Below are 24,417 nucleotides of genomic sequence, written 5' to 3'. Positions count from 1 at the left end.
CGCACCCGCGCACCCCGCACGGTCCGCCCCCATCCCCAGGACACCCGCAACCCCCGACCCACGAACACCCACGCGGAAACGCACGACCAGGAAAGAGACTCGACGATGAGTGGAAACATCAGCCGCAGACCTCGTGCCCGTACCCTGCTGGCCCTGGGCGTCAGCGCCTCCCTCGCACTGACCGCCACCGCCTGCGGGAACTCGGGGACCGAGACGGGCAGCGAGGGCGAGGGCAAGGGCAAGATCGTCTTCTGGGACAACAACGGCGGTGTGCGCACCGAGGTCTGGAAGAAGATCATCACCGAGTTCGAGAAGGAGAACCCGGACATCGACGTGGAGTACGTCGGCATACCCATCGCCGACGTGCAGTCCAAGTACGACACCGCCATCCAGGGCGGCGGCGACAGCCTGCCGGACGTGGGCATGGTCAGCACCGCCTACCTCGCCAACATGGTCGCCCAGGGGGCCCTGGACCCGGTCACCGACCGGATCGACGACAGCTCCCTGAAGGGCAAGCTGGTCAACGGCATGGTCGAGAGCGTCAAGGCCGCCGGCGGCGAGAAGGACGAGATGTTCACCGTCCCGACCTCCGCCAACCAGGGCGTGCTGTGGTACCGCAAGGACATGTTCGACAAGGCGGACCTGCCGGCCCCGACCACCTGGGAGAACTTCTACCAGGCCGCCGAGGAGCTGACCGAGAGGAAGAACAACCGGTTCGGCTTCACCATCCGCGGCGGCGCGGGCTCCATCGCCCAGGCGCTGGAGATGATGTACGCCCAGTCCGGCATCGACAGCTTCTGGAACGGCGACAAGACCACCGTCAACGACCCGAAGAACGTCGAGGCGCTGGAGAGGTACGTCGGCCTCTACAACCGGTACACGCCCAAGGCCGACCTGAACAACGACTTCACCAAGATGGTCGCCACCTTCACCGGCGGCGAGGTCGGCATGCTCCAGCACAACCTGGGCTCCTACACCGACCACGTGAAGGCCTTCGGCGAGGAGAAGATCGGCGGGCTGCCGATGCCGCCCTCCTCCGAGGGCGGCCCGCGCACCCTGGTCTCCAACCCGGTCGACGGGCTCGGGCTGTTCAAGTCCAGCGGCAACAAGGCGGCTGCCTGGAAGTTCATCGAGTTCGCCGCGTCGGCGGAGATGGTCAGCCTCTGGAACGAGTCGGCGGGCTCGATCCCGGCCAACACCGGCGCCTCCGACGACGAGTGGCTCAACGACGCCGAACCCACCAAGACGGCCATGGAGTCCCTCGACGACCCGAACACCAAGGTCGTCCAGCTCCCGTACTACCTGCCGGACTGGAACACCATCAGCAAGGCCGACACCGAGCCCAACTTCCAGAAGCTGCTGCTGGGCCAGATGACGGCCGAGGAGTTCGCCGACGACCTGGCGGAGCGGCTCAACGAGGCCCAGGCCGAGTGGAGCGAGCAGAAGGGCTGACCGCCCCGCCGCGGCGGGGCGGCACCGCAACGGACCGCCCCGCCGCGCCCCCAAACACAGCCCGTACCAGGCACACCGAGCCGAGGGGGTACCTCCATGCCCGTCTCCCGCCGACACGCCGCCGCGGCGCTCGCCGCGCTTCCTCTCACCCTCGCCGCCGCCGGCGCCGCACAGGCCGCCGCGCCCGCCCACGGCCCCGGCCGCCCCCGGCGCGAGGGCACGGTCTTCATCGCCGGCGACTCCACCGCGGCCCACAAGACCGCCGCCGCCGCGCCCGAGGCGGGCTGGGGCATGGCCCTGCCGGTCTTCCTGGGCCACGGCTGGACGGTCGCCAACCACGCGGTCAACGGCCGCAGTTCCAAGAGCTTCCACGACGAGGGGCGGCTGGCCCCGATCCTGGAGGCGATCCGCCCCGGTGACCTGCTGCTGGTCCAGTTCGGCCACAACGACGAGAAGACCGGCGACCCGGCCCGCGGCACCGACCCCTACACGACCTACCAGGCCTACCTGCGCCGCTACCTCGACGGCGCCCGCGCCCGCGGTGCGCGCCCGGTACTGATCACCCCCGTCGAGCGCCGCCGCTTCGACGCGGACGGACGTGCCAGACCCACCCACGGCGAGTACCCCGAGGCGATGCGCGCACTGGCCGCCGCCGAGGACGTCCCCCTCGTCGACGTCCAGGCCGCGAGCCTTGCCGAGTGGGACCGGCTGGGCCCCGGCGGCACACTGGAGGTCTTCCTCCACCTCGCCCCGGGCGAGCACCCCAACCACCCCGAAGGCAAGCAGGACAACACCCACTTCCGGCCGCACGGCGCCGTCGAGGTCGCCCGGATGGTCGCCCGGGGCCTTAAGGAGCGGCGCCTGCCGCACCCGGGCGCGCTCCGGCGGCTGGACGACGCCGTCCCGGAGAGCGTGGTCACCTGGCCGGCCGGCTGACCCGCCGCACCGCCCGCGCCCACACCACGCCGTCCGCTACCACCGGGCGCCCGGAGCGTCCCGCGTCCCGGCCCCCTCGAAGACCCCCGAACGACCCGCACGACCGAAGGAGTCGCAGTGCAGAGAAAAGTGTGCCAAGCGCGTGTCATAGCCCTGACAGGATGCGCCTCGCTCGCGCTGGCCGCCCTCGCCGTACCCGCCCAGGCCGCATCGCGCCACGGCGGTGACCCGGCCCGCGCCGTCCTGCCGGAGAACGACGGCTGGGCCTCGGCCGAGGGCGGCACCACCGGCGGCGCCGCCGCCGACACCGACCACGTCTTCACCGTCACCAACCGCGCCGAGCTGGCCGCGGCGCTGAACGACGGCGACGACACCCCCAAGATCATCAAGGTCAGGGGAACGATCCACGGCAACGCCGACGACCAGGGTGCGCCGCTGACCTGCGAGGACTACCAGCGCGACGGCTACACCCTGGAGAAGTACCTCCAGGCGTACGACCCCGCCGTCTGGGGCGACGCCGACCCCTCGGGACCGATGGAGGACGCCCGCGCCGCCTCGGCCGCCGAGCAGAACAAGCGGGTCAAGCTCGACGTCGGTTCCAACACCACCCTGATCGGGGTGGGCGACGACGCCACCATCCTCGGCGCCAGTCTCCAGATCCGGGGGGTGGAGAACGTCATCGTCCGCAACATCACCTTCGAGGACACCTACGACTGCTTCCCGCAGTGGGACCCCACCGACGGCGAGAACGGAGCCTGGAACTCCGAGTACGACAACGTCGTCGTCCACGGCTCCCGCCACGTCTGGATCGACCACAACACCTTCACCGACGGCCGCCGCCCCGACAGCGAGCAGCCGCGCTACTTCGGGCAGCTCTTCCAGCAGCACGACGGCCTGCTCGACATCGTGCGCGGCGCCGACCTGGTGACCGTGAGCTGGAACGTCTTCACCGAGCACGACAAGACCATCCTGCTGGGCAACAGCGACAAGGCCGAGGCCGACGACCGGGGCAAGCTGCGCACCACCTTCCACCACAACCTCTTCGAGGACGTCAACGAGCGGGCCCCGCGCGTGCGCTTCGGCCAGGTGGACGCCTACAACAACCACTTCAAGCAGAACGAGGGCGCCAAGTACGGCTACACCTGGGGCATCGGCAAGGAGGCCGCGCTCGTCGCCGAGCACAACGCCTTCACCCTCCACAAGGGCCTGACCCCGGCCGACACCATCCGCCAGTGGACACCCGGCACCTCCATGACCGAGCGGAACAACTGGGTCAACGGCCGGTACGCGGACCTGCTGGCCGCCCACAACGCCGCCAACCCCGACCGCCTCCTCGGTGACGACGCGGGCTGGACCCCGTCCTTGCGCACCCGTGTCCACCACCCGCTGGCCGTCCCCTACCTGGTGGGCCGGCACGCCGGGGCCGGAGAGCTGAAGGCCGGGAACGGAAAGGACCGCAGGTGAGCACCACCCGACGCGGAGCGCTGACGGCCGGAGCCGGCGCCGCCCTCTGCCTGGCCCTGGCGGGCCGGGCCCACGCGGGCCCCGCGGACCGGTCCGCCGGTCCGCGGCTGAGGGTCGCACCGGACGGCAGCGGTGACTTCGCCACCGTGCAGGAGGCCGTCGACGCCACCCCCGACCGTCCCGCGACGCCCTGGACCATCGCCCTGGCCCCCGGCGTCTACCGCGAGACGGTGCAGATCCCGGAGAGCAAGACCGGGCTGACCCTGCTGGGCGGCACCGGCGATCCCCGCGACACCGTCATCGTCCACGACAACGCGGCGGGCACGCCCAGGCCCGACGGTTCCGGCACCTACGGGACCTCCGGCAGTGCCACGGTCACCGCGCGGCCCGACGGTTTCACCGCGCGGCGGATCACCTTCGCCAACGACTGGCTGCGCGCCGACCATCCGGAGATCACCGCCGGCACCCAGGCGGTGGCGATCAAGGTGATGGGGGACCGCTCGCTGTTCGACCGCTGCCGCTTCCTCGGCCACCAGGACACCCTGTACGCCGACACGCGGCACGTCTCGCTCACCGCGCGGCAGTTCTTCCACCTCTGCTATGCGGAGGGGGACGTGGACTTCGTCTTCGGCCGGGCCACGGCGGTCTTCAACGGCTGTGAACTGCGCACCCTGGACCGGGATGTGGACTTCACCCCGTACGGGTTCGTCTTCGCGCCGTCGACGGCCGCCGGTACCCGGTACGGCTATCTGGCACACCGCTGCCGCGTCACCACCACCGCGCCGGCCGGCGCGTACAAGCTGGCCCGGCCCTGGGTGCCCAGCAGCGATCCGGGGGCCCGGCCGAGTCTGGTGGTGCGCGAGAGCCTGCTCGGCGACGGGATCGACGCGGCCCGGCCGTACGCGAACATGCGCGAGCAGTACCCGTGGCAGGGGTTCTTCTTCCGGGAGCACGCCAACCGGGGGCCGGGCGCGGCCGTCGCCGACCCGGCCGAGCGTCCGCGGCTGACGGCGGCCGAGGCCGCCGAGCACACGCCGGCGGCCTACCTGGGCGACTGGCGTCCCGCGGTGGGCTGAGCCTGCCCGCGGCACGGAGCCGTGCCCGGCCCGCGCCGGCCGGGCACGGCGTCCACCCGGGTACGGCGTCCACCCGGGCACGGCGTCCACCGGCCGGCCGGGGCCGGTCCCGCCGGTCAGCCGGGGATGACGAAGCCGCTCTCGTAGGCGGCGATGACCGCCTGGGTGCGGTCGCGTGCGCCGAGTTTGGCGAGGACGGCGGCCACATGGGTCTTGACCGTGGAGGCTCCCACCGCCATCCGGTCCGCGATCTCGGCGTTGGACAGGCCGCGTGCCATCAGCCGCAGCACCTCCGCCTCGCGTCCGGTCAGCCGGGTGCGCAGGCTCCGGCCGCGGTGGTGCGGTGCGTGGCGGGCGGCCAGGGAGCGCACGGCGGCGGGGAAGAGCAGCGAGTCGCCGCGGGCCACCAGCCGTACGGCCGCCACCAGTTCCTCGGCCGCCGAGCGTTTGAGGAGGAAGCCCGCGGCGCCCGCGCGCAGGGCGTCGTAGACGTACGAGTCGTTCTCGAAGGTGGTCACCACCAGGATGCGGGGTGCGTCATCGCCCATGGTCCCCAGCAGGTGCTCGGTGGCGCGTATGCCGTCGAGTTCGGGCATGCGCACGTCCATCAGCACCACGTCGGGGCGCAGGGCGCGGACGGCCGAGACGGCCTCGGCGCCGGTGGCGGCCTCGCCGGCGACCTCCATGCCGTCCTGTGCGCCGAGGATGGCCCGCAGGGCGGTGCGTACCAGCAGTTCGTCGTCGGCCACGACGATCCGCAGCGGGGCCCGGCCGGGGGCGGTGTTCACCGTTCTCCTCCCAGGGGCAGGCGTACGGTCAGCCGCCAGTTGCCGTCGTGTGCGCCGTACCGGGCGGAGCCGCCCAGCGCGGCGGCCCGTTCCGCCGTCCCGCGCAGGCCCGTACCGCCGCCGGGGCGGGGGCGGCGCGGGCCGCGCGGGGGGTGCACCGGGTTGTCCATGGTGATCAGCAGTTCCCCGTCGTGGAGGGTGAGTGAGAGGGTGACGGGCGCCCGGCCGGCGTGGCGCAGTGCGTTGGCCAGGCCCTCCTGGACGATGCGGTACGCCTCGCGGGACACCGTCCCGGGCAGGGGGCCGGAGGTCTCCCGCCAGGAGCCGGGGCCGGTGGCGAGGGTCACCGGTGTGCCGCTCGCGCGGGTCCGTTCCAGCAGGCCGTCCAGTTCGGCGAGGGTCGGTCCGGCCGGGGTCCGGGAGGGCGTCCCGCCGTCCTCGCCGTGTTCCTCGCGCAGCATCCCCAGTACGGCGTCGAGTTCGCCGGTGGTGTGCCGGGCGGTCTCCTCGATGGTGGTCAGTGCCCGGTGGACGAACTCCGGGTCGGAGCCGAGCACGGTGCGGGCCGCGCCCGCCTGGAGTGCCACCGCGCTCAGTGCGTGGCCGACGGAGTCGTGCAGTTCGCGGGCGATCCGGTTGCGGGCGGCGAGTGCGGCCGCGCGGGCCTCGGCGGCGGCCAGCCGGTCCGCCGGGGCGGGGCCGAGCAGGGCGGGGGCGCAGCGGGCCAGCAGGGCGCCTGCGGCCCACACCGCCGCCACCAGCGCGGTGAGCAGGGCGGCCGCGGTCACCGGTGCCGTCCACAGGGGGGTGTCCGGTGTGTTCCAGTGCCACTGCCAGCGGCTTTCCCGCAGCCGGTGGGAGAACGGCATGGCCGTCAGCACCGCCGCGGCGGGCGGGATGGCCAGGGTGGCGCCGCTGAGTGGCGCGCCCAGCCCCAGGTGGAGGGTGAACCACACCGCCGTGCGCCGCCGGGCGGCCCAGGAGGCGGCCGGTGCGGTGGTGAGTTCCTTCCCGGGGATGCGGCACAGTGTCCGTGCGGCTGCGCTCTCCAGGGTCCGGGCCAGGGGGAAGAGCGCGGTGGCGGCGGCCGGGGGCAGGGACAGGCCGTATGCCGCGAGCTGCCAGCCCGGGTGCCGCAGGGGGTCGGCGCCGGGGACGGCGATGGAGATCACCACCGTCGTCAGCAGGAAGTACGGCATCAGCAGTGCGCCGCCCAGCAGCAGGTGTACCCAGCGCAGCCGCAGTCGCCGGATGCGCTCCGCGCCCGTCCCGCCCGCCCTGCCCACCCTGTCCGCTCCGGTCACTTCGCGGGGGTGTACCCGGTGTGCCCGGTGTGTGCGGCGTGTGCGGTGTCCGGTGCGCGTCCGGTGGCCGGTTCGGCGGCCCGTTCGGCGGCCCGTTCGGCGAACAGGTGGGCTCCGGTGGCGAGTACGAGCATCCCGGCGAGCACCTCCACAGAGTAGGTCAGTGTCATCAGCGCGGTGGCCTGCCGCGAGGGATCCACCATGCCGTCGTCGAAGAGGCCCGTCAGCAGGGACCAGCCGCCTCTGGCGGTGAGGACGCCGCTTCCGGTCCAGGCCAGGGCGACGGCGGTGCGCAGCCGTATCGCACCGGCCCGGCCGGCGGGGAAGGCGAGCAGCAGGATGCCCGCCGCGGCCGCGGCGGCGGCGAGCGCGTCCAGGCCCGCGATCAGCCGGAAGGCGTTGTCGGTCCGTTCGGCCTGGTGGGCGGGGAGTCCGGTCCTGGCGCCGGCCGACCACAGCAGTTGCGTCACGAGGGGGAGCAGCGCGGCCGCGGCGGCGGTCACGGCGATGGCCCGCCGGGCGGGTGCGGTGGGTGCGGCGGCGTCCAGCGCGGCGAGGCGGCCGCGCAGCAGGTGCCCCCAGCGGTCGCGTACGTAGAGGGCGGCCAGGGCGCCGAGGGTGAGTGCCTGGATGCCGAAGCCGGTGTAGACGACGGTGAAGACCCAGCCGTCCAGGGACGCTCGGGTCTCCTGGGTGACGGTGCCGTCGCCGGTGGCCGCTCCCAGCAGCGAGAGGACGGGGACGGCGACGGCGATGGGGGCGAGCAGTCCGGTGGCGGTCCACAGGGGCAGTGCCGTCAGCCAGGCGGGCAGCCGTCTGCCCCACGGGAGGGCGAGGGCGAGGGCGAGGACGACGACCGCGGCGTCCATCACCAGGGTCAGGGAGTTGGCGAGTGTCAGTGAGGCGGTGTTCTCGGGGGCGAGCAGTTCGCTGCCCTCGGGGATGCCGATGTGGACGCCGCTCAGCCAGGCGGTCTTGATGCCCAGGTACGGCAGGCAGGCGGCGACGGTGGCGGCGAGCAGCAGCCGGCGCGGGGGACCGGTGCGGCCGGTGCGGGGCGCTGCGGGCGCGGTGCCCTTCGGGCCCGTGGTGGTGTGCGTGGGTGTCATGGCTCCACGTTCCCGTTCCGGACTCCTGTGCCGCTTCCTGCGTGAAGGGGAACCGCCTCCCCCGTGCGGGGGAGGCGGTCTGCGACTTCGGTCGGGGGCCGGCGGGGCGACGGAGCCGTCAAAGGTGGCGGGTGGCCAGGGCGAGGCGGTCGCGTGCGTCGAACAGGGCGTCCTTGATGGTCTGTTCGTGGGCGGGGGTCAGCCGTGCCACCGGGACCGAGCAGCTGATGGCGTCCCGTGCGGGGGTGCGGTAGGGGATGGCGACGCCGAAGCAGCTCAGTCCCAGGGTGTTCTCCTCGCGGTCGACCGCGTAGCCCTGGTCGCGGATCTGGTGCAGCTCCCCGATGAGCTCGTCGCGGTCGGTGATGGTGTGCTCGGTCAGCGGGGCCAGGGTCTCGGGGAGCATCGCGCGGACCTGGTCGTCGTCGTAGGTGGCCAGCAGTGCCTTGCCCAGGGAGGTGGAGTGCGCGGGCAGGCGCCGTCCCACGCGGGTGAAGGGGCGCAGGTAGTGCTGCGACTGGCGGGTGGCGAGGTAGACGACGTTGGTGCCGTCCAGCCGGGCGAGGTGGATGGTCTCGGTGGTGTCGTCGGAGAGCCGGTCCAGGGTGGGGCGGGCGGCGGCCACGACCTCGTCGCCGTCGATGTAGGAGGTGCCCACCAGCAGGGCGCGTACTCCGATGCCGTAGCGGGTGCCGGTGGCGTCGGTCTCGATCCAGCCCAGTTCCACGAGTGTGCGCAGCAGCATGTACAGGCTGGACTTGGGGTAGCCGACGGCCTCCTGGACGGCGGCGAGGGTGTGCATGCCGGGCTGTCCGGCGAAGAACTCCAGCAGTTCCACGGTGCGCACCGCCGATTTGACCTGTGCCCCGCCCGCCTCCGGTTTCCTGCCGGGGGCGCCCCCGTGCGCAGAAGGCATCGACCTTGACCCTTTCGCTCGACCGGCCATAGAGTCCCACATGGTTATTCACACATAGGGACGGCGTTCAGTATATCGAACAAGGTCTCCGGGGGGACAGTCTTCGGCGTCCGGGGTCCCGGACGTGCCCCCGCCGGTCCCGTCGCCCCCTGCCGTCGTCCGGTCGGCGGTCGTTTCGAAGGAGGAGTTCAGCGGTGGCAGCACCAGTGTGGAGCGTCGACCCCAGGACGGGGAAGCAGCGTGAACAGGTCGCGGTCGAGGCCACGGCAGCCGATGTCGACGCGGCCGTGCGCGCCGCCCACGCCGCCCGCGGGGAGCTGGCGGGCCGCACCGCGCGGATCGCCCTGCTGCGGGCGGCCGCCGAGGAGCTGGAGGCCGCCCGCGGGGAGATCGTCGCCGCCGCGGACGCCGAGACCGCGCTGGGCGAGGTCCGGCTGAACGGTGAACTGAGCCGCACCACCTATCAGTTGCTCGCCTTCGCCGACGAGGTCGCCGACGGCGCGTACCTGGGCGTCGTCATCGACCACGCCGACGCCTCGCTCACCCCGCCCCGTCCCGATCTGCGCCGCTACAAGATCCCCCTGGGCGTCGTGGCGGTCTACGCCGCCTCCAACTTCCCGCTGGCCTTCTCCGTCCCCGGCGGGGACACCGCCAGCGCGCTCGCGGCGGGCTGCCCGGTGGTGGTCAAGGCGCACCCCGACCATCCGGCCACCTCCGAGCTGTGCGCGGCCGCGCTGCGCCGGGCGGCCGCCCGTGCCGGTCTGCCCGAGGACGTCGTCCGTGTGGTGCACGGCTTCGAGGCCGGTGTGGAGCTGGTGAAGCACCCGCTGGTCGCCGCGGCCGGGTTCACCGGTTCGATCCGGGGCGGCCGGGCCCTGTTCGACGCCGCCGCCGCCCGCCCGGTCCCCATCCCCTTCCACGGCGAGCTGGGCAGCCTCAACCCGGTGGTGGTCACCGAGGCGGCGGCGAAGGAGCGCGCCGAGGGGATCGGCGGCGGGCTGGCCGGTTCGATGACGATGGGCTCCGGGCAGTTCTGCACCAAGCCGGGGCTGGTCCTCGCCCCCGAGGGGGAGTCCGGCGACCGGCTGCTGGAGGCGCTGGCCGACTCCGTCGCCGAGACCGCCTGCGGGCCGCTGCTGGACACCCGGATGCGTGAGGCGTTCCTGGCCGGGGTGAGGGCCCGGGCGGAGCTGGAGGACGTGACGGCGCCGGTCGCCGCGGCCGAGGGCGAGGACCAGGCCGTGCGTGCGGGCTTCCTCACCGTTCCGGCGGAGCGGCTGGCCGGCTCCGAGCGGCACGGGCTGCTGCTGGAGGAGTGCTTCGGGCCCGTCACCGTCGTCGCCCGCTACCGGGACGCCGGCGAGGTCAGCGCCGTGCTGGCCAAGCTGCCCGGCAACCTGACCGCCACCCTCCACATCGCAGAGGAGGAGGCGGGGGAGGAGGGCGGCGCCGCGGCCCGGCTGCTGGCCGAGCTGACGCCGCTGGCCGGGCGGGTCCTGGTCAACGGCTGGCCCACCGGTGTCGCGGTCGCCCCCGCCCAGCACCACGGCGGCCCCTACCCGGCCACGACCTCCACCTCCACCTCGGTCGGCGCCACGGCCATCGAGCGCTGGCTGCGCCCGGTCGCCTACCAGGACACCCCGCCGGCGCTGCTGCCCGAGGAACTGCGCGACGACAACCCGCTCGGCCTGCCGCGCCGGGTGGACGGGCGGCGCGAGGGCTGAACGCCTCCGGGTCCCCGGATCCCGCCTGCGGCCGCTCTCCGAGGAGGGCGGCCGCGGACGCTCGCATGGAAGGCGGGAGGGGGGAGGCTGCTTCCCATAAGGGAGGCTTTGAGATCGTCCAAGACAATTCGCCATGGACAGCGGCGAACCGGGGCGACACAGTGGTGTTCGTGGAGACCTCACTGCCGGGAGCACCGGACCTGCCGGAAACGCCGACCCTGCCGGACCTGCCGACCCTGCCGGACCTGCGCGACCTCGTGCGCGCCGAGTTCGCGCCGGCGACCGTCTACCTGAACACCGCCTCGCACGGCCTGACACCCGCCCGTACCGCCGGCGCGCTGCGCGAGGCGGTGCAGGAGACGGTGGAAGGGCGCATCGACCTGACGCGCTGGTTCGCCGTGATCGAGCGGGCGCGCGCCCGCTTCGCCCGGCTGGTCGACCTGGACCCGGACAGGGTGGCGCTCGGAGCGGCCGTCTCCGCGCACGTCTCGCTGGTCGCGGGCTCGCTGCCGCCCGGCGCCGAGGTGCTGGTGGCCGACGGCGACTTCAGCTCCCTGGTCAACCCGTTCGCGATGCGCGCCGACCTCAAGCTGCGCACCGCCCCGCCGGCGGAGCTGGCGGACGCCGTCCGGCCCGGCACGGCGCTGGTGGCCGTCAGCGCCGTGCAGTCGGCCGACGGCGGCATCACGGACCTCGCCGCCGTCGCCGGGGCCGCACGGGCCCACGGCGCCCGCACCCTGGTGGACACCACCCAGGCCGCCGGCTGGCTGCCGCTGGACGCGGGCGCCTTCGACTACACCGTGTGCGGCGCCTACAAGTGGCTGCTGTGCCCGCGCGGCACCTCCTTCCTCACCGTGCCCGGGGACGGCGGGGACCTGGTGCCCGCGCAGGCCGGATGGGTCGCGGGGGAGCGGCCCTGGGAGAGCTGCTACGGGACGGTCGAGGAACTGGCCCGTTCCGCCCGCCGCTTCGACGTCTCCCCGGCCTTCCTCCCCTACCTGGGCGCCGAGCGATCCCTGAGCCTGGTCGAGGAGGCCGGGCCGGAGGCGATCGGCGCCCACGACCGGGCCCTGGCCGCCCGTTTCCGGGCCGGCGCCGCCGAGCTGGGCCACCGCCCGGTGCCCGGCGACTCGGCCATCGTCGCGGTGCCCGGCCTGGGCGGCGCCTGCGGGGCGCTGAAGGAGGCGGGGGTGGAGGTGTCCGTCCGGGCGGGGAACCTGCGCGCGGCCTTCCACCTGTACAACACGGCCGAGGACGTGGAGCGGCTGCTGGCGGCGCTGCCCCGGGCGTGACCCCCGGGGCCGCGCCCCGGCGTGCCTCCGGGCGGCCGAAGGCCCCCGGGCCCCGCGGTCACGCCGACTGCCTGCGCACCAGCTCGGTCGGCAGGATCACCGCCGACGGCTCCTGGCCGCCGATCAGGCCCAGCAGCACCCGCACCATCTCCGAGCTGATCCGGTCCCACGGCTGGCGGACGGTGGTCAGCTCCGGGAGGCCGGCGACGGCGGCGGGGGAGTCGTCGAAGCCGCCGACGGCGACATCGTCCGGCACCCGCCGCCCGGCCCGCTCCAGGGCGGCCAGCGCGCCGCGCGCCATCAGGTCGGAGGCGACGAACAGCGCGTCCACGTCCGGTGTCCGCTCGAGCAGTTCGGCGGCGGCCCGCCGGCCGCTGTCGCGGCTGTAGTCGCCGTGGGCGACCAGGTCGTCGCCGGCGGGGAGCCCGGCCTCGGCCAGCACCTCGCGCCAGCCCGCCAGCCGGTCCACACCGCCGGGGGTGTCCGGCGGCCCGGCGACCGTGGCGATGCGGCGGCGCCCGAGCGAGACCAGGTGCCGCACGATGTCGCGGGCGCCCTCCCGGTCGTCGGCCGCCACATGGGCGATCCTGGCGGTACGCCCGCTGCGGTCGATCGGCTTGCCACTGGCGACCACCGGTATCCCGGCCTTCGTCAGCTGCTCGGCCATCGGGTCGCCGGTGTGGCTGGAGACCAGCAGGACGCCGTCGACATGGCCGGCGGTGACGTAGCGGACGACCCGGCGCCGCTCGGCGGGCGTACCGGCGATCATCAGCAGCAGCGGGATGTCGTGCGCGGCCAGCGCCTGGGTGCAGCCGCGCAGCAGCACGTTGAAGTTGGGGTCCTCGAACAGCTTCTCCTGCGGCTCGGTGAGCAGGAAGGCCACCGAGTCGGAACGGCCGGTGATCAGGCTGCGGGCGTGCCGGTTGACCACGTAGCCCGTCCTGCGGATCGCGGCCCTGACCGCGTCCGCCGCGCCCGGGCTGACGTTGTGCCCGCCGTTGAGGAACCGCGAGACCGTGCCGCGGGACACCCCGGCCTCCCGCGCCACGTCGTGGATCGTCGGCGGGCGCCGCCGCTCACTGCCGCTCATGCGGTACCCATCCTCGTGTCTCTCCCCCATCTCCCCGTCCCACGTGCAATTCTCCGTGATCCTCGCGCACCCGCCGGTTTTTCAGGACTTCACCGCTCCGGACAGCAGGTCCAGGCTCCAGAACCGCTGGACCACCAGGAACAGGGCGATCAGCGGCAGGACGGCCAGCAGGGCCCCGGCGATGACCAGGGTGTACAGGGCCGGGGTGCTGGACCCCTGCTGGAGCAGGGTGAACAGCCCGAGCGTGACGGGGAACTTCTCGTCGTCGCCGAGCATGATGTACGGCAGCAGGAAGTTGTTCCAGATCGCGACGAACTGGAAGAGGAAGACCGTCACCAGGCCCGGCAGCATCATAGGCAGCGCCAGGGAGTGGAAGATCCGCCACTCGCCGGAGCCGTCCGTCCGCCCCGCCTCCACCACGTCCGCCGGCACGGCGGCGGAGGCGTAGATCCGGGCCAGGTAGACGCCGTAGGGGGAGAGGACCGACGGCAGCAGCACCGACAGGTGGGTGTCGGTCAGGTTCACCTCGGCCAGCAGCAGGTACTGCGGCACGGCCAGGATGACCGGGGGCATCAGCACCCCGGTGAGCAGCACGTTGAAGACGGCCTCCCGGCCGCGGAAGCGGTAGACGGCCAGGGCGTAGCCGGCCAGCGCGGACACCGCGGTGGACAGCAGGGCACCGAGCCCGGCGTAGAGCGCGGAGTTGGCCATCCACTGCCAGTAGACGCCGTCGCGGTAGGCCGACAGGTCCGCCAGGTTCTCCGCGAAGCCGGTGCCGGGCAGGAAGGTGAAGGTGGAGAACAGCTCCCGGCCGGACTTGGTCGAGGCGACCACCACCCAGGCGACCGGCAGCAGGCAGTAGAGCGCGCCCAGCAGCAGCGCGGCGGTGGGCAGCAGCGCGGTGCGCCGCGGCGCCCGCGCGAGGGCGGTGGCGGGAGCGGTGGAGGCGGCGGTCATCGGGAGTCCCCCTGCCGGGTGCGGGAGTTGGCGATCCTGAGGAAGCCGAAGGAGAGCACGAGCGTCACCGCGGCGACGACCACCGCGGTGGCGGCGGCCGAGTGGATGTCGCCGCGGACGAAGGCGTCCTCGTAGACCTTCATCAGCGGACTCCAGGTGGTGGGCACGGAGTTGGTCAGCGGTTTGAGCGTGGTGGGCTCGCTGAACACCTGGAGCGTGGCGATGACGGAGAAGAAGAAGGTCAGCACCAGCGAGGGCGCCACCATCGGAATCTTGATCCGCAGCGCGATCTGCAGCTGCGAGCAGCCGTCGAGCCGGGCGGCCTCGTAGACCTCGGCGGGGATCGCGCGCAGCGCCGTGTAGATGACGATCATGTTGAAGCCGGTGCCGCCCCACACCGCGATGTTGGCCAGCGCGGCGTAGAGCGCCCCGCCGTCGAGCAGGTCCGGCGCGGGCAGGCCGAGTTCACCGAGCACGAAGTGGAAGGGGCTGACGTCGGGCAGGTAGAGGAAGCCCCACAGCAGCGCCGCGATCACCCCGGGGACGGCGTACGGCAGGAAGATCGCCAGCCGGGTGAAGGAGCGGCCCCGGACCCGGTCGGCGTCCAGCATCAGGGCGAAGACCAGGGCGAGCCCGAGCATCACGGGCACCACGATCAGGCCGTACCCCAGCACCCGCAGCGCGCCGGCGCCCAGTTCGGGGTCGGTGAGGGCGTCGGTGTAGTTGGACAGGCCGGCCCACACCTCCCGGCGCGCCCCCTCGCCCAGACCGAGCCCCTCGACCTCGACCCGGCGCAGACTCAGATGAAGGGCGTAGCCGACGGGGAGCGCGAAGAACAGGAGGAACAGGACGGCCGCGGGCAGCAGGAAGAGGTACGGCGCCCGCCGCGCGCCGCGTCCCCGCCCACCGCGGCGGCCCGGCCGCGACCCCGCACCTCCCGGGGGGAGCGGGCGGGCCCCGGCGGGCTCCGCGGACGGCGCCGTGCGCGTCACTGGCGTCACCGGTGTCACTCGGCGACTCCGAAGCCCTGCTTCCTCAGGTCCGCCACGGTCGCCTCGTGCATGGTCCGCAGCGCCGAGTCGAAACCGGACCGGTTCTTGGCGGCCCTGCTGAAGGCGTCCTTGAAGGTGCTGTAGGCGACGTTGACGTTCGGGCCCCAGGCCGCGGGGGCGGTGCCCTGGGCGATCTCGGCGGCCTGCTCGTAGAAGTCGGGCTGGTTGGGGAAGAATTCCGGGGCCCGGCTGAGGGCCCCGCCGCTCTGGGCCGCCTTGGCGGCCGGGTAGACGCCGCTCTCCCGCACCAGGGCGGCCAGCGCCTCGGGGTCGGTGTTCAGCCAGGTGGCGAACCGCGCGGCGGCCTCCTTGTGCTCGGAGTCGCCGGTGACCGCGGTGGTCGAGCCGCCCCAGCTGCCGGTGGTGTTCGCGCCCTTCTCCCACTGGGGCAGCGGCGCCATCGCCCACTTGCCCCGGGTGTCGGGGGCGGCGGTGGTGAGCGTGCCGGGGGCCCACACGGCGCTGACCCAGGCGATCTGCCTGCCGGTGTTGAGGGCCTTGTTCCAGGCGGGGGTGTACATCGGCTGGTTTCCGATCGCGCCCTCCCGGACCAGGGAGCCCCAGAAGTCGGCGACCTTCCGGGTGGCCGCGTCGTCGATCGCGACCTTCCACTTCCGGCCCTCGGTGGTCCACCAGCGCGCGCCGGCCTGCTGCGCGAGACCGGCGAAGAGACCGGCGTCGTTGCTGGAGAAGGTGGTGAGGTCCTTCTCCGGTGCCTTCTCCTTGAGCGCACGGGCGGTGTCGGCGAACTCCTCCCAGGTGGTGGGCACCGTCAGCCCGTACTCATCGAACAGGTCGTGGCGGTAGTAGAACATCATGGGCCCCGAGTCCTGCGGGAGGGCGTAGACCGCGTCGCCGCCCAGGGTGACCTGCTGCCACACCCCGGGGGCGAACTCCTTCTCCGCGCCGGCCACCTCGCCCGATATGTCGGCCAGCACGTCGTTGCCGACCAGGGTGGGCAGCGCCTGGTACTCGGCCTGCACCAGGTCGGGGGCCTTGCCCGCCTTGGCCGCGGTGATGGTCTTGGTCACCAGGTCGTCCCCGCCGGCCTGCTTCTTGACCACCACCTCGACGTCCGGATTCTCCTCGTTCCAGAGGGCGACGACCTTGTCCATGCCGGGTGCCCAGGCCCAGTAGGTCAGTTCCGCCGGGCCGGAGGCGGCGGAGTCGTCGCCCGAGGAGCCGCAGCCGGTGAGGGCGGCTGCCGCCAGAGCGGCCGCGGTGCACGCCGCGACGGTGCGGTGGTTCATGTTTCCTCCCTGGCAAGGCGCTGTGAACGTGCACAGTAGAGAAACCCGACTGACTCTTGTCAATGGTTCGGAGCTTGATGTTTTCTAGGTGAGGCAGTCGGCATGCGGCTGTGAACGTTCCCAGTTCTTTCCCAGTTCTTCCCGGTCGGGTCCACTCGGGCCGGGACTTCGACCCAGGAGGTCGTATGGTGCGCCTCGCCTACGGCGGCGACTACAACCCCGAGCAGTGGCCCGAGGAGGTCTGGCACGAGGACGTCGCGCTGATGCGTGAGGCCGGTGTGACCACGGTCAGCGTCGGTATCTTCTCCTGGGCGATGATCGAGCCCGCCGAGGGCGTCTTCGACTTCGGACGGCTCGACCGGATCATCGAGCTGCTGCACGGAGCCGGCATCGGCGTCGACCTGGCCACCCCCACCGTGGTGCCGCCCGCCTGGTTCTACCGCGCCCACCCCGAGGCGCTGCCCGTCAGCCGGGAGGGCGTGCGCTGGGAGTTCGGCTCGCGCGGCGCGATCTGCCACAACTCGCCCGCCTACCAGCAGGCCTCCGCCCGGATCGCCCGCGCGCTGGGCGAGCGCTACGGAAGGCATCCCGCGGTCGTGATGTGGCACGTCCACAACGAGTACGGCGTACCCGTCCTGGAGTGCTACTGCGAGACCTCCGCCGCCGCCTTCCGCACCTGGCTGCGGGAGCGCTACACCACCCTGGAGGGGCTCAACGCCGCCTGGGGCACCGCCTTCTGGGGCCAGGCCTACGGCGACTGGGAGGAGATCTCCCCGCCCCGGGCGACCCCCACCGTCTGCAACCCCGCCCAGCGCCTGGACTACGCCCGCTTCGCGAGCGACAGCGCCCTGGCGAACTTCCGCCGCGAGCGCGACCTGCTGCACGAGCTGTCCCCGGGCGTCCCCGTCACCACCAACTTCATGGTCTCGCCCACCCAGTGCGACACCATCGACTACTGGGCCTGGGGCCGCGAGGTCGACATCGTCACCAACGACCACTACCTGGTGGCCGAGGACGAGCGCAACCACGTCAATCTGTCGATGGCCGCCGACCTGACCCGCTCGGTCGCCGGCGGCGAGCCGTGGCTGCTGCTGGAGCACTCCACCAGCGGCGTCAACTGGCAGCCGCGCGGCATCGCCAAGCGCCCCGGCGAGATGGCCCGCAACTCACTGGCCCACATCGCACGCGGCTCGGAGGGGGCGATGTTCTTCCAGTGGCGCGCCTCCCGCTCCGGCGCGGAGAAGTTCCACTCGGCGATGGTGCCGCACGCCGGCACCGACAGCCGGATCTGGCGCGAGGTGGTCTCGCTCGGCGCGGACGTCGCCGCGCTGGAGGAGATCCGCGGCACCCGCACGGTCGCGGACGTGGCGGTGGTGTGGGACTGGCAGTCGTGGTGGGCGCAGAAGCTGGAGTGGCGCCCCAGCCAGGACCTCGACGCCCGCGAGCGCGCCGAGGCCTGGTACGCCGCGCTCTTCGACCGCCATCTGACCGCCGACTTCCTTCCTCCCCGGACCGATCCGGCGAAGCTGGCCGCGTACCCGCTGGTGGTGGTTCCCGCCCTCTACCTGGCCTCGGCGGAGGCCAGCGAGGACCTGCGCGCCTACGTCGCCGGCGGCGGCACCCTGGTGGTCTCCTGCTTCTCCGGCATCGTCGACGAACACGACGCCGTCCACCCCGGTCCCCACCCGGGCGCGCTGCGGGAGGTGCTCGGGCTGACGGTCGAGGAGTTCCAGCCGCTGCGGGCGGGCCGGACGGTGACCGTCACCGGACCCGGGGTCCCCACGCTGGAGGCCGACGTGTGGGCCGAGACCGTCGTGGCGCGGGGCGCCGGGACGGTGTGGTCCTACGGCGGCGGCCCGGCCGCGGGCGGCCCCGCCGTCACCCGGAACCGGCTGGGCGGGGGCACCGCGTGGTACGTCTCGACGCGCCTGGGCCCGGGCGGGCTCGACGCCGTGCTGGCCGCCGCCTGCGCGGACGCGGGCATCGCCCCGCGCGAGGAGATCCCCCGCGACGTGGAGGTGGTGCGCCGCTCAGGGCGGTCCGGCACCTACCTCTTCGTCCTCAACCACACCGGCGCCGACGCCAAGGTGCCGCTGGAGGCGTCCGGCACCGAACTGCTCGGCGGCGCCCGCGTGGCCGGCCGGCTCGCGGTGCCGGCCGGTGGGGTCCGCGTGGTCCGCCTCGACGGCTGATCCCCGGCGCTCCGGTACGGCCGGGCCGGTCGCCGAGGGCCGGCGGAGGGTCGGTGGGGGCCGGCGGAGGACACCGCAGGAGCAGTGAGAACACCACGAGAACGCCACGAGAGAACCGGAAGGAAGGGCACAGCCATGCGCAGACGCACCGTCCTGCGGCTGGGAGCAGCCGCTCTCGCCGCCCCCGCCCTGGCCACCGCCGCCCCCGGCACGGCCGCAGCCGCTCCGCGCCTGCGCGTCCGCGGCGCCGACGTCTCCTCCCTCGCCAAGAGCGAGGACCTCGGCGGCGTCTACCACGACGCCGACGGCCGCAGGGACGACGCGGTACGGATCCTGGCGGGAGCCGGGGTCAACTGGGGCCGTCTGAAGGTCTGGGCGGATCCGGCCGACGGCTACCACACCAGGCCCCACATCCTGCGGACGGCCCGGCGGCTGCACGCGGCGGGCATGAAGCTCCTGGTCGACTTCCACTACTCCGACACCTGGGCCGACCCCGGCAAGCAGTTCAAGCCCGCGGCCTGGGAGGACCTCCACGGAGCCGCGCTGGAGCGGGCGGTGCGCGACCACACCGCCGACATCCTGGGCGCGCTGCGGGCGCAGGGCACACCGGCGGCCATGGTCCAGATCGGCAACGAGATCAACGGCGGCATGCTGTGGCCCGACGGCTCGGCCGACGACTGGCCCCGCCTGGCCGGTCTGCTCACCGCCGGGGCCGAGGCCGCCCGCGCCGCCTCGCCCGGCATCCGGGTCGCCCTCCACCTGGCCGAGGGCGGGCGGGGCGCCGACACCCGCTGGTGGTTCGACAACGCGGTGGCGCACGGCGTGCCCTTCGACGCCATCGGCCTGTCCTTCTACGGTTACTGGCACGGCGCGCTGTCCGATCTCCAGGCCAACCTGAACGACGTCTCGGCCCGCTACCGCAGGGACGTCTTCGTCGCGGAGACCGCCTATCCGTTCCGGCTGGACAGCGAGGACTTCCTGGAGAACATCATCGACCGGCCCTCCGAGCTGGTTCCCGGCTACCCCGCGACCCCCGAGGGGCAGGCCGCCTGGCTGCGCGACATCACGGCGGTCGTGGCCGCCGTGCCGGGCGGGCGGGGACTGGGGCTGTTCTGGTGGGAGCCGACCTGGACCGCCGTGCCCGGCAACGGCTGGGACCCGGCCGACCCGGCCTCCGGCAACGGCTGGGAGAACCAGGCGCTCTTCGACTACGACAGCCGCGCCCTCCCGGCGCTGGAGGTCCTGGGCCGCGGCTGACCCGTACCCGCCGCCCGAGGGATCCGCGGGCGGCGGGTACGGCGAAGGGGCGGGGCCGCCGTGGCGGTCCCGCCCCCCGCTCCGCGTTCCTCGCGTTCCGCCGACCGCGCACCGTGCGGTCCGGCGGCCGGCGGCACGCTCACCACCCCGCCGGGTGGTCACCTCACGGGGGTGAAGTCCCGTGCGCCGAGGAACTCCGGGCGCGGGATGGGCGCCGCGAACGGCTCCACCGCGGTGTTCTCCACGCTGTTGAAGACGATGAAGACGTTGCTGCGCGGGTAGGGGGTGATGTTGTCCCCGGAGCCGTGCATGCAGTTGCAGTCGAACCAGGTCGCCGAACCGGGCTTGCCCGTGAACAGCCGGATGCCGTGCTCGCCGGCGAGCCGGGTCAGCGCCTCGTCGGACGGCGTGCCCGCGTCCTGCATCTGCAGGGACTTCTTGTAGTTGTCCTTCGGGGTGGCCCCTGCGCAGCCGAGGAACGTCCTGTGCGAACCAGGCATGATCATCAGGGCGCCGTTGGTCTCGTAGTTCTCGGTCAGGGCGATCGAGACGGAGACCGTCCGCATGTTCGGCAGACCGTCCTCGGCGTGCCAGGTCTCGAAGTCGGAGTGCCAGTAGAACCCCGAGGCCCCGAAGCCCGGCTTGACGTTGATCCGGCTCTGGTGGACGTACACGTCCGAGCCCAGGATCTGACGGGCGCGGCCCACCACCCGCGGGTCCCTCACCAGGCCGGCGAAGACCTCGCTGATCTTGTGGACCTCGAAGACGGAGCGGATCTCCTGGGACTTCGGCTCCACGATCGAACGCTCGTCCGCGCGGATCAGCGGGTCCGAGACCAGCCGGTTCAGCTCCCGGTTGTAGACCTCCACCTCATCGGGGGTGATGAGCTGGTCGATGGCCAGGAAGCCGTCCCGGTCGTAGGCCGCGAGGTCCGCGGCCTCGATCGGTCCCGGCGTGCCGGGGGCGGACCACACCGTGGGGTCCTGCCGCGGGGTGATCACCTCGGAGGCTCCCCGGGTCGGGTAGAGGTCCGCGGTGCGTTCGGGTGCGGTGGTCATGGTTCTGCCTTCCTCTCCTCATCGTGCGGCCCTGTTCCCGCATGCGGCCGCTTCGTCGCGGGTTCTCTCGCCAGGGCCTCCCGTGTGGTCTGGGCTGCCGCTCGCACCGGCCCGTCAGGCTCGGCCGGTGCGGACGGTCAGCTCTCGTCCGGTTCGGTGAGCAGGGGGTAGACGCCGTTCTCGTCGTGGTCCTCGCGGCCGGTGACCGGCGGGTTGAAGACGCAGACGCAACGGAAGTCCGTCTTGGGACGAAGTGTGTGCTTCTCGTGTCCGTCCAGCAAGTACATGGTGCCGGGGGTGATCCAGTGCTTCTCGCCGGTCTCGTCGTTGGTGAGCTCGGCCTCGCCCTCCACGCAGAGGACGGCCTCCACGTGGTTGGCGTACCACATCGAGGTCTCCGTGCCGGCGTAGAGCACGGTCTCGTGCAGCGAGAAGCCCACCCGCTCCTTGGCGAGCACGATCCGCTTGCTCTCCCAGGTGCCGGAGGCGGACCTGACGTGGCGGTCGGTGTCCTCGATTTCCTGCAGCGATCGGACGATCACAGTGCTGAGGTGCCTTTCCTGTCAGAGGCCCATCCGCGGAAAACCTCGCGGGATGGGCCATTCGGGTGGTGCGTGCGGCGACCGGACGCCCCCGGCGCCGGATCGGGCGCCGGGGACGGGCGGTGCCGCGTGTCAGGCGGTCTCGCGGACCGCGCGGGCCAGGATGCGCAGGCCCTCGTCCAGCTCCTCGGGGGAGATCGTCAGCGCCGGGAGCAGCTTGACGACCTCGCTCTCGGGGCCGGAGGTCTCGATCAGCAGTCCGAGCTCGAAGGCGCGGGAGGCCACCGAGCCGGCACGGGCCTTGTCGTGGAACTCCATGCCCCACACCAGGCCGCGGCCTCGGACGTCGGCCACCTCCTCGCGGTGCTCGGCGGCGATGGCCCGCAGGGCGGCCTCGACCTGCTCGCCGCGGGCCAGCGTCTGCTTCTCCATCTGCCCGTCGGCCCAGTAGGTATTCAGGGTGGCCGCCGCGGTGACGAAGGCCGGGTTGTTGCCGCGGAAGGTGCCGTTGTGCTCGCCGGGCTCCCAGATGTCCAGCTCGGGCCGGAACAGGGTCAGCGCCATCGGCAGTCCGTAGCCGCTGATCGACTTGGAGACCGTGATGATGTCGGGGGTGATCCCGGCCTCCTCGAAGGAGAAGAAGCCACCGGTGCGGCCGCAGCCCATCTGGATGTCGTCGACGATCAGCAGCATGTCCTGGCGCTTGCACAGGTCGGCCAGGGCGCGCAGCCACTCGGCCCGGGCGACGTTGATGCCGCCCTCGCCCTGCACCGTCTCCACGATCACGGCGGCCGGCCGGTTCAGGCCGGAGCCGGAGTCCTGCAGCAGGCGCTCGAACCACAGGAAGTCCTCGACCTTGCCGTCGAGGTAGTTGTCGAACGGCATCGGGGTGCCGTGCACCAGGGGGACGCCGGCGCCGGCGCGCTTGAAGGCGTTGCCGGTCACCGCCAGTGAGCCCAGCGACATGCCGTGGAAGGCGTTGGTGAAGGAGACGATCGACTCCCGGCCCTTGACCTTGCGGGCCAGTTTCAGGGCCGCCTCGACGGCGTTGGTGCCGGTCGGGCCGGGGAACATCACCTTGTGGTCCAGGCCGCGCGGACGCAGGACCACCTCCTGGAAGGTCTCCAGGAAGGCCCGCTTGGCGGTGGTGGACATGTCCAGGCCGTGGGTGACGCCGTCGCGCTCCAGGTAGTCCAGCAGGGCGCGTTTGAGCACCGGGTTGTTGTGCCCGTAGTTCAGTGACCCGGCGCCGGCGAAGAAGTCGAGGAACGCGTGGCCGTCCTCGTCGTACATGTAGCTGCCGCGCGCCCTGTCGAAGACGGTGGGCCAGCCGCGGCAGTAGCTGCGCACCTCCGATTCGAGGGTCTGGAAGATGCTCAGGTCGGGCTGGGTGATGGTCACAGCGATCTCCTGGGAGATGGGTTGCGAGAGGAGTGAGAGGTCTGGGGTGCCGGGGCGCGGTGCGGCGCGCCGCGCGGCGGTCAGCCGCCTGCGGCGGCCGGTGCGGTCGCGGTGGAGGCCAGGGCTGGGACGGGCCCGATCCGGTACAGCACCTCGGGCTCGTGTCCCTCCTCCGGGAACAGCGCGCCCTCGAAGAGGACCTCGCGCCGCACCGGTGCGCCGTGGCGCTCCGCGTAGGAGGTGAACAGTCGGTTGGAGGCGGTGTTGTCAGGGGTGATCGTCGTCTCGATCCCGTCGATGCCCAGCTCCTCGGCGGCACGGGTGGTCAGCCCGTCGAGCATCGCCGCGGCCAGGCCGCGTCCGCGCTGCCCGTGGTCGACGGCGACCTGCCAGACGACCAGGGTCCGCGGGTGCCGCGGCCGGACGTAGCCGGTTATGAAACCGACCGGCTCACCGTCGCCGTCGCGCGCCACCACCGAGGTGGCGGCGAAGTCGCGGCACCACAGGAGGTAGCTGTAGGAGGAGTTGAGGTCGAGTACCCGGGAGTCGCGCGCGATCCGCCAGATCGCTGCGCCGTCCTCCACGCGGGGCGCGTCGAGCTTCAGTCCCTCCGGCATTTCGACGGTCTTTCTGTGGGCACCTGCATGGTCTGCTTGTGCGGCGGTCATGCAAATCCAATTTACCCAGAGCGAACTCAAATCACATCGAGGTGAGGGGTTACGTGGGCGCGCTTTCTGTGTTATCGCGCGTGGGTGCGCACGCGCACGAAATGCGGTGCGTTATGCCTGGTATGCCCCCTATTTTCCGGGCAAAGAGGAATCGATGTTGAGTCCGTCACAGATCCATAACGAGCACGGAACGTGTCCGAAATACGCGGTTCGCCGATATCGAATCTTAGTGTTTAAGGACCGTCTGAGCGGGCATGAGGATATGGGATTCTATTCAGATCAGGTGCCCGTAAATTCATCTTCGATTCATGGAAGATATCCCAGTGAAACCGGATCGTGAGGTTCTTCAGGGAACTCGGCGGAAGTCCCCTTCCGCGGACACCGGCCCGCCGGGGCCCGTGGCGCGGACGGTGTAGGAGTCCCGCCCCACGTCCCGCAGCCCCTCCGCATGGCCGTACTGGCCCACGAACCTGTGCTCGCCCGGCGGCACCGCGCGCCCCCTCCGCAGCGTCCAGCGGTACACCAGCGCGCCGCCCTCCTCGCGGACGGTCACCCCGAAGTCGCCCGCCGGCAGGGTGCTCCAGGAGCCGGTGTGCCGTACGCCCCCGGTCGGCGCGACGCGCAGTTCCACGGTGAGGGAGGTCAGCCGCTCGCCGCAGTGCAGGACGACACCGCTCTGCGCCCAGTGCGCGTTGTTGCCGGGGCCCAGCACCCCCCGGGAGCGCAGCCGGTCCTCCCGCGGGCCCGGCTCGCCCCCGCCGCCGGACGCGCCGCCGGACGCGGCGCCCGAGGGGTCGGCGGGAGGAGAGGCGGAGGAGGAAGGCGCGCCGGACGCGGTGGCCGTCGGGGACGGAGCGGCGGACGCCGCCCCTGCGCCCCCGGCTCCCGC

The 24,417-nt window shown here is 72.8% G+C and carries 21 protein-coding genes; 8 read left to right on the top strand and 13 right to left on the bottom strand.

Annotated features, from left to right (window positions below):
* Nucleotides 1-105 precede the first annotated feature (105 nt).
* From ACLIYP_RS06810 to ACLIYP_RS06795, 4 genes are all read left to right on the top strand, one after another.
* Nucleotides 106-1,452, top strand: a complete 1,347-nt coding sequence (locus tag ACLIYP_RS06810) for an ABC transporter substrate-binding protein (protein WP_412712230.1) — start codon at nt 106-108, stop codon at nt 1,450-1,452.
* 96 nt (nt 1,453-1,548) lie between these two features.
* Nucleotides 1,549-2,388: a rhamnogalacturonan acetylesterase gene (locus ACLIYP_RS06805; RefSeq protein ID WP_412712229.1), complete on the top strand. Its 840-nt coding sequence runs from the start codon at nt 1,549-1,551 to the stop codon at nt 2,386-2,388.
* 117 nt (nt 2,389-2,505) lie between these two features.
* Nucleotides 2,506-3,852, top strand: a complete 1,347-nt coding sequence (locus tag ACLIYP_RS06800) for a pectate lyase family protein (protein ID WP_412712228.1) — start codon at nt 2,506-2,508, stop codon at nt 3,850-3,852.
* Nucleotides 3,849-4,928: a pectinesterase family protein gene (locus tag ACLIYP_RS06795; RefSeq protein ID WP_412712227.1), complete on the top strand. Its 1,080-nt coding sequence runs from the start codon at nt 3,849-3,851 to the stop codon at nt 4,926-4,928. Before ACLIYP_RS06800 ends, ACLIYP_RS06795 begins: the two co-directional genes overlap by 4 nt.
* 116 nt (nt 4,929-5,044) lie before the next feature.
* On the opposite strand, the gene ACLIYP_RS06790 is transcribed toward ACLIYP_RS06795, so the two are convergent.
* From ACLIYP_RS06790 to ACLIYP_RS06775, 4 genes are all read right to left on the bottom strand, one after another.
* On the bottom strand, nt 5,045-5,689 hold the full coding sequence (locus ACLIYP_RS06790; protein WP_412712258.1) for a response regulator transcription factor: 645 nt from the start codon (nt 5,687-5,689) through the stop codon (nt 5,045-5,047).
* A 23-nt stretch (nt 5,690-5,712) separates the two neighbouring features.
* Nucleotides 5,713-6,915, bottom strand: a complete 1,203-nt coding sequence (locus tag ACLIYP_RS06785; RefSeq protein ID WP_412712257.1) for a sensor histidine kinase — start codon at nt 6,913-6,915, stop codon at nt 5,713-5,715.
* A gap of 101 nt (nt 6,916-7,016) precedes the next feature.
* On the bottom strand, nt 7,017-8,129 hold the full coding sequence (locus ACLIYP_RS06780; protein ID WP_412712226.1) for a hypothetical protein: 1,113 nt from the start codon (nt 8,127-8,129) through the stop codon (nt 7,017-7,019).
* 118 nt (nt 8,130-8,247) lie between these two features.
* Nucleotides 8,248-9,045: an IclR family transcriptional regulator gene (locus ACLIYP_RS06775; protein ID WP_412712225.1), complete on the bottom strand. Its 798-nt coding sequence runs from the start codon at nt 9,043-9,045 to the stop codon at nt 8,248-8,250.
* A 194-nt stretch (nt 9,046-9,239) separates the two neighbouring features.
* Between ACLIYP_RS06775 and ACLIYP_RS06770 the strand changes: the two genes are divergently transcribed.
* Nucleotides 9,240-10,769 carry an aldehyde dehydrogenase (NADP(+)) gene (locus ACLIYP_RS06770; RefSeq protein ID WP_412712224.1) on the top strand — a complete coding sequence of 510 codons (1,530 nt, stop codon included), beginning with the start codon at nt 9,240-9,242 and terminating at the stop codon, nt 10,767-10,769.
* Between the two features lie 227 nt (nt 10,770-10,996).
* Complete coding sequence (locus ACLIYP_RS06765; RefSeq protein WP_412712256.1) at nt 10,997-12,061, top strand: aminotransferase class V-fold PLP-dependent enzyme; 1,065 nt, start codon at nt 10,997-10,999, stop codon at nt 12,059-12,061.
* A gap of 58 nt (nt 12,062-12,119) precedes the next feature.
* Here ACLIYP_RS06765 and ACLIYP_RS06760 read toward each other — a convergent pair whose 3' ends face one another.
* The 4 genes from ACLIYP_RS06760 to ACLIYP_RS06745 all read right to left on the bottom strand — a co-directional run bounded on the left by ACLIYP_RS06760 (nt 12,120) and on the right by ACLIYP_RS06745 (nt 16,410).
* Nucleotides 12,120-13,151 carry a LacI family DNA-binding transcriptional regulator gene (locus tag ACLIYP_RS06760; RefSeq protein WP_412712223.1) on the bottom strand — a complete coding sequence of 344 codons (1,032 nt, stop codon included), beginning with the start codon at nt 13,149-13,151 and terminating at the stop codon, nt 12,120-12,122.
* An 81-nt stretch (nt 13,152-13,232) separates the two neighbouring features.
* A complete protein-coding gene (locus ACLIYP_RS06755; protein ID WP_412712222.1) occupies nt 13,233-14,108 on the bottom strand; it encodes a carbohydrate ABC transporter permease in 876 nt (291 codons plus the stop codon).
* Nucleotides 14,105-14,974, bottom strand: coding sequence for a carbohydrate ABC transporter permease (locus ACLIYP_RS06750; protein ID WP_412712255.1), 870 nt, complete (start codon nt 14,972-14,974; stop codon nt 14,105-14,107). Before ACLIYP_RS06750 ends, ACLIYP_RS06755 begins: the two co-directional genes overlap by 4 nt.
* A gap of 140 nt (nt 14,975-15,114) precedes the next feature.
* Nucleotides 15,115-16,410 (bottom strand): ABC transporter substrate-binding protein, encoded by a 1,296-nt coding sequence (locus tag ACLIYP_RS06745; protein WP_412712221.1) that lies wholly within the window; start codon nt 16,408-16,410, stop codon nt 15,115-15,117.
* Nucleotides 16,411-16,595: 185 nt separating this feature from the next.
* Between ACLIYP_RS06745 and ACLIYP_RS06740 the strand changes: the two genes are divergently transcribed.
* Together ACLIYP_RS06740 and ACLIYP_RS06735 are read left to right on the top strand one after the other, a co-directional pair.
* Complete coding sequence (locus tag ACLIYP_RS06740) at nt 16,596-18,602, top strand: beta-galactosidase (protein WP_412712220.1); 2,007 nt, start codon at nt 16,596-16,598, stop codon at nt 18,600-18,602.
* Nucleotides 18,603-18,737: 135 nt separating this feature from the next.
* Entirely contained in the window at nt 18,738-19,859 is a 1,122-nt protein-coding gene (locus ACLIYP_RS06735) for a glycoside hydrolase family 53 protein (RefSeq protein ID WP_412712219.1), read from the top strand.
* A 158-nt stretch (nt 19,860-20,017) separates the two neighbouring features.
* Here ACLIYP_RS06735 and thpD read toward each other — a convergent pair whose 3' ends face one another.
* The 5 genes from thpD to ACLIYP_RS06710 all read right to left on the bottom strand — a co-directional run.
* Nucleotides 20,018-20,917, bottom strand: a complete 900-nt coding sequence (thpD, locus tag ACLIYP_RS06730) for an ectoine hydroxylase (protein WP_412712218.1) — start codon at nt 20,915-20,917, stop codon at nt 20,018-20,020.
* Between the two features lie 137 nt (nt 20,918-21,054).
* Nucleotides 21,055-21,459: an ectoine synthase gene (locus ACLIYP_RS06725; RefSeq protein WP_093655460.1), complete on the bottom strand. Its 405-nt coding sequence runs from the start codon at nt 21,457-21,459 to the stop codon at nt 21,055-21,057.
* 132 nt (nt 21,460-21,591) lie between these two features.
* Nucleotides 21,592-22,860, bottom strand: coding sequence for a diaminobutyrate--2-oxoglutarate transaminase (ectB, locus tag ACLIYP_RS06720; RefSeq protein ID WP_410539045.1), 1,269 nt, complete (start codon nt 22,858-22,860; stop codon nt 21,592-21,594).
* 80 nt (nt 22,861-22,940) lie between these two features.
* Nucleotides 22,941-23,477 carry a diaminobutyrate acetyltransferase gene (gene ectA, locus ACLIYP_RS06715; protein ID WP_412712217.1) on the bottom strand — a complete coding sequence of 179 codons (537 nt, stop codon included), beginning with the start codon at nt 23,475-23,477 and terminating at the stop codon, nt 22,941-22,943.
* A gap of 397 nt (nt 23,478-23,874) precedes the next feature.
* On the bottom strand, nt 23,875-24,417 hold a 543-nt coding region (locus ACLIYP_RS06710), incomplete at its 5' end, for a hypothetical protein (RefSeq protein ID WP_412712216.1).

Source organism: Streptomyces nanhaiensis, assembly GCF_046614825.1.
Taxonomy (GTDB): Bacteria; Actinomycetota; Actinomycetes; order Streptomycetales; family Streptomycetaceae; genus Streptomyces; species Streptomyces radiopugnans.
This window is presented reverse-complemented; position numbering and strand designations above follow the sequence as displayed.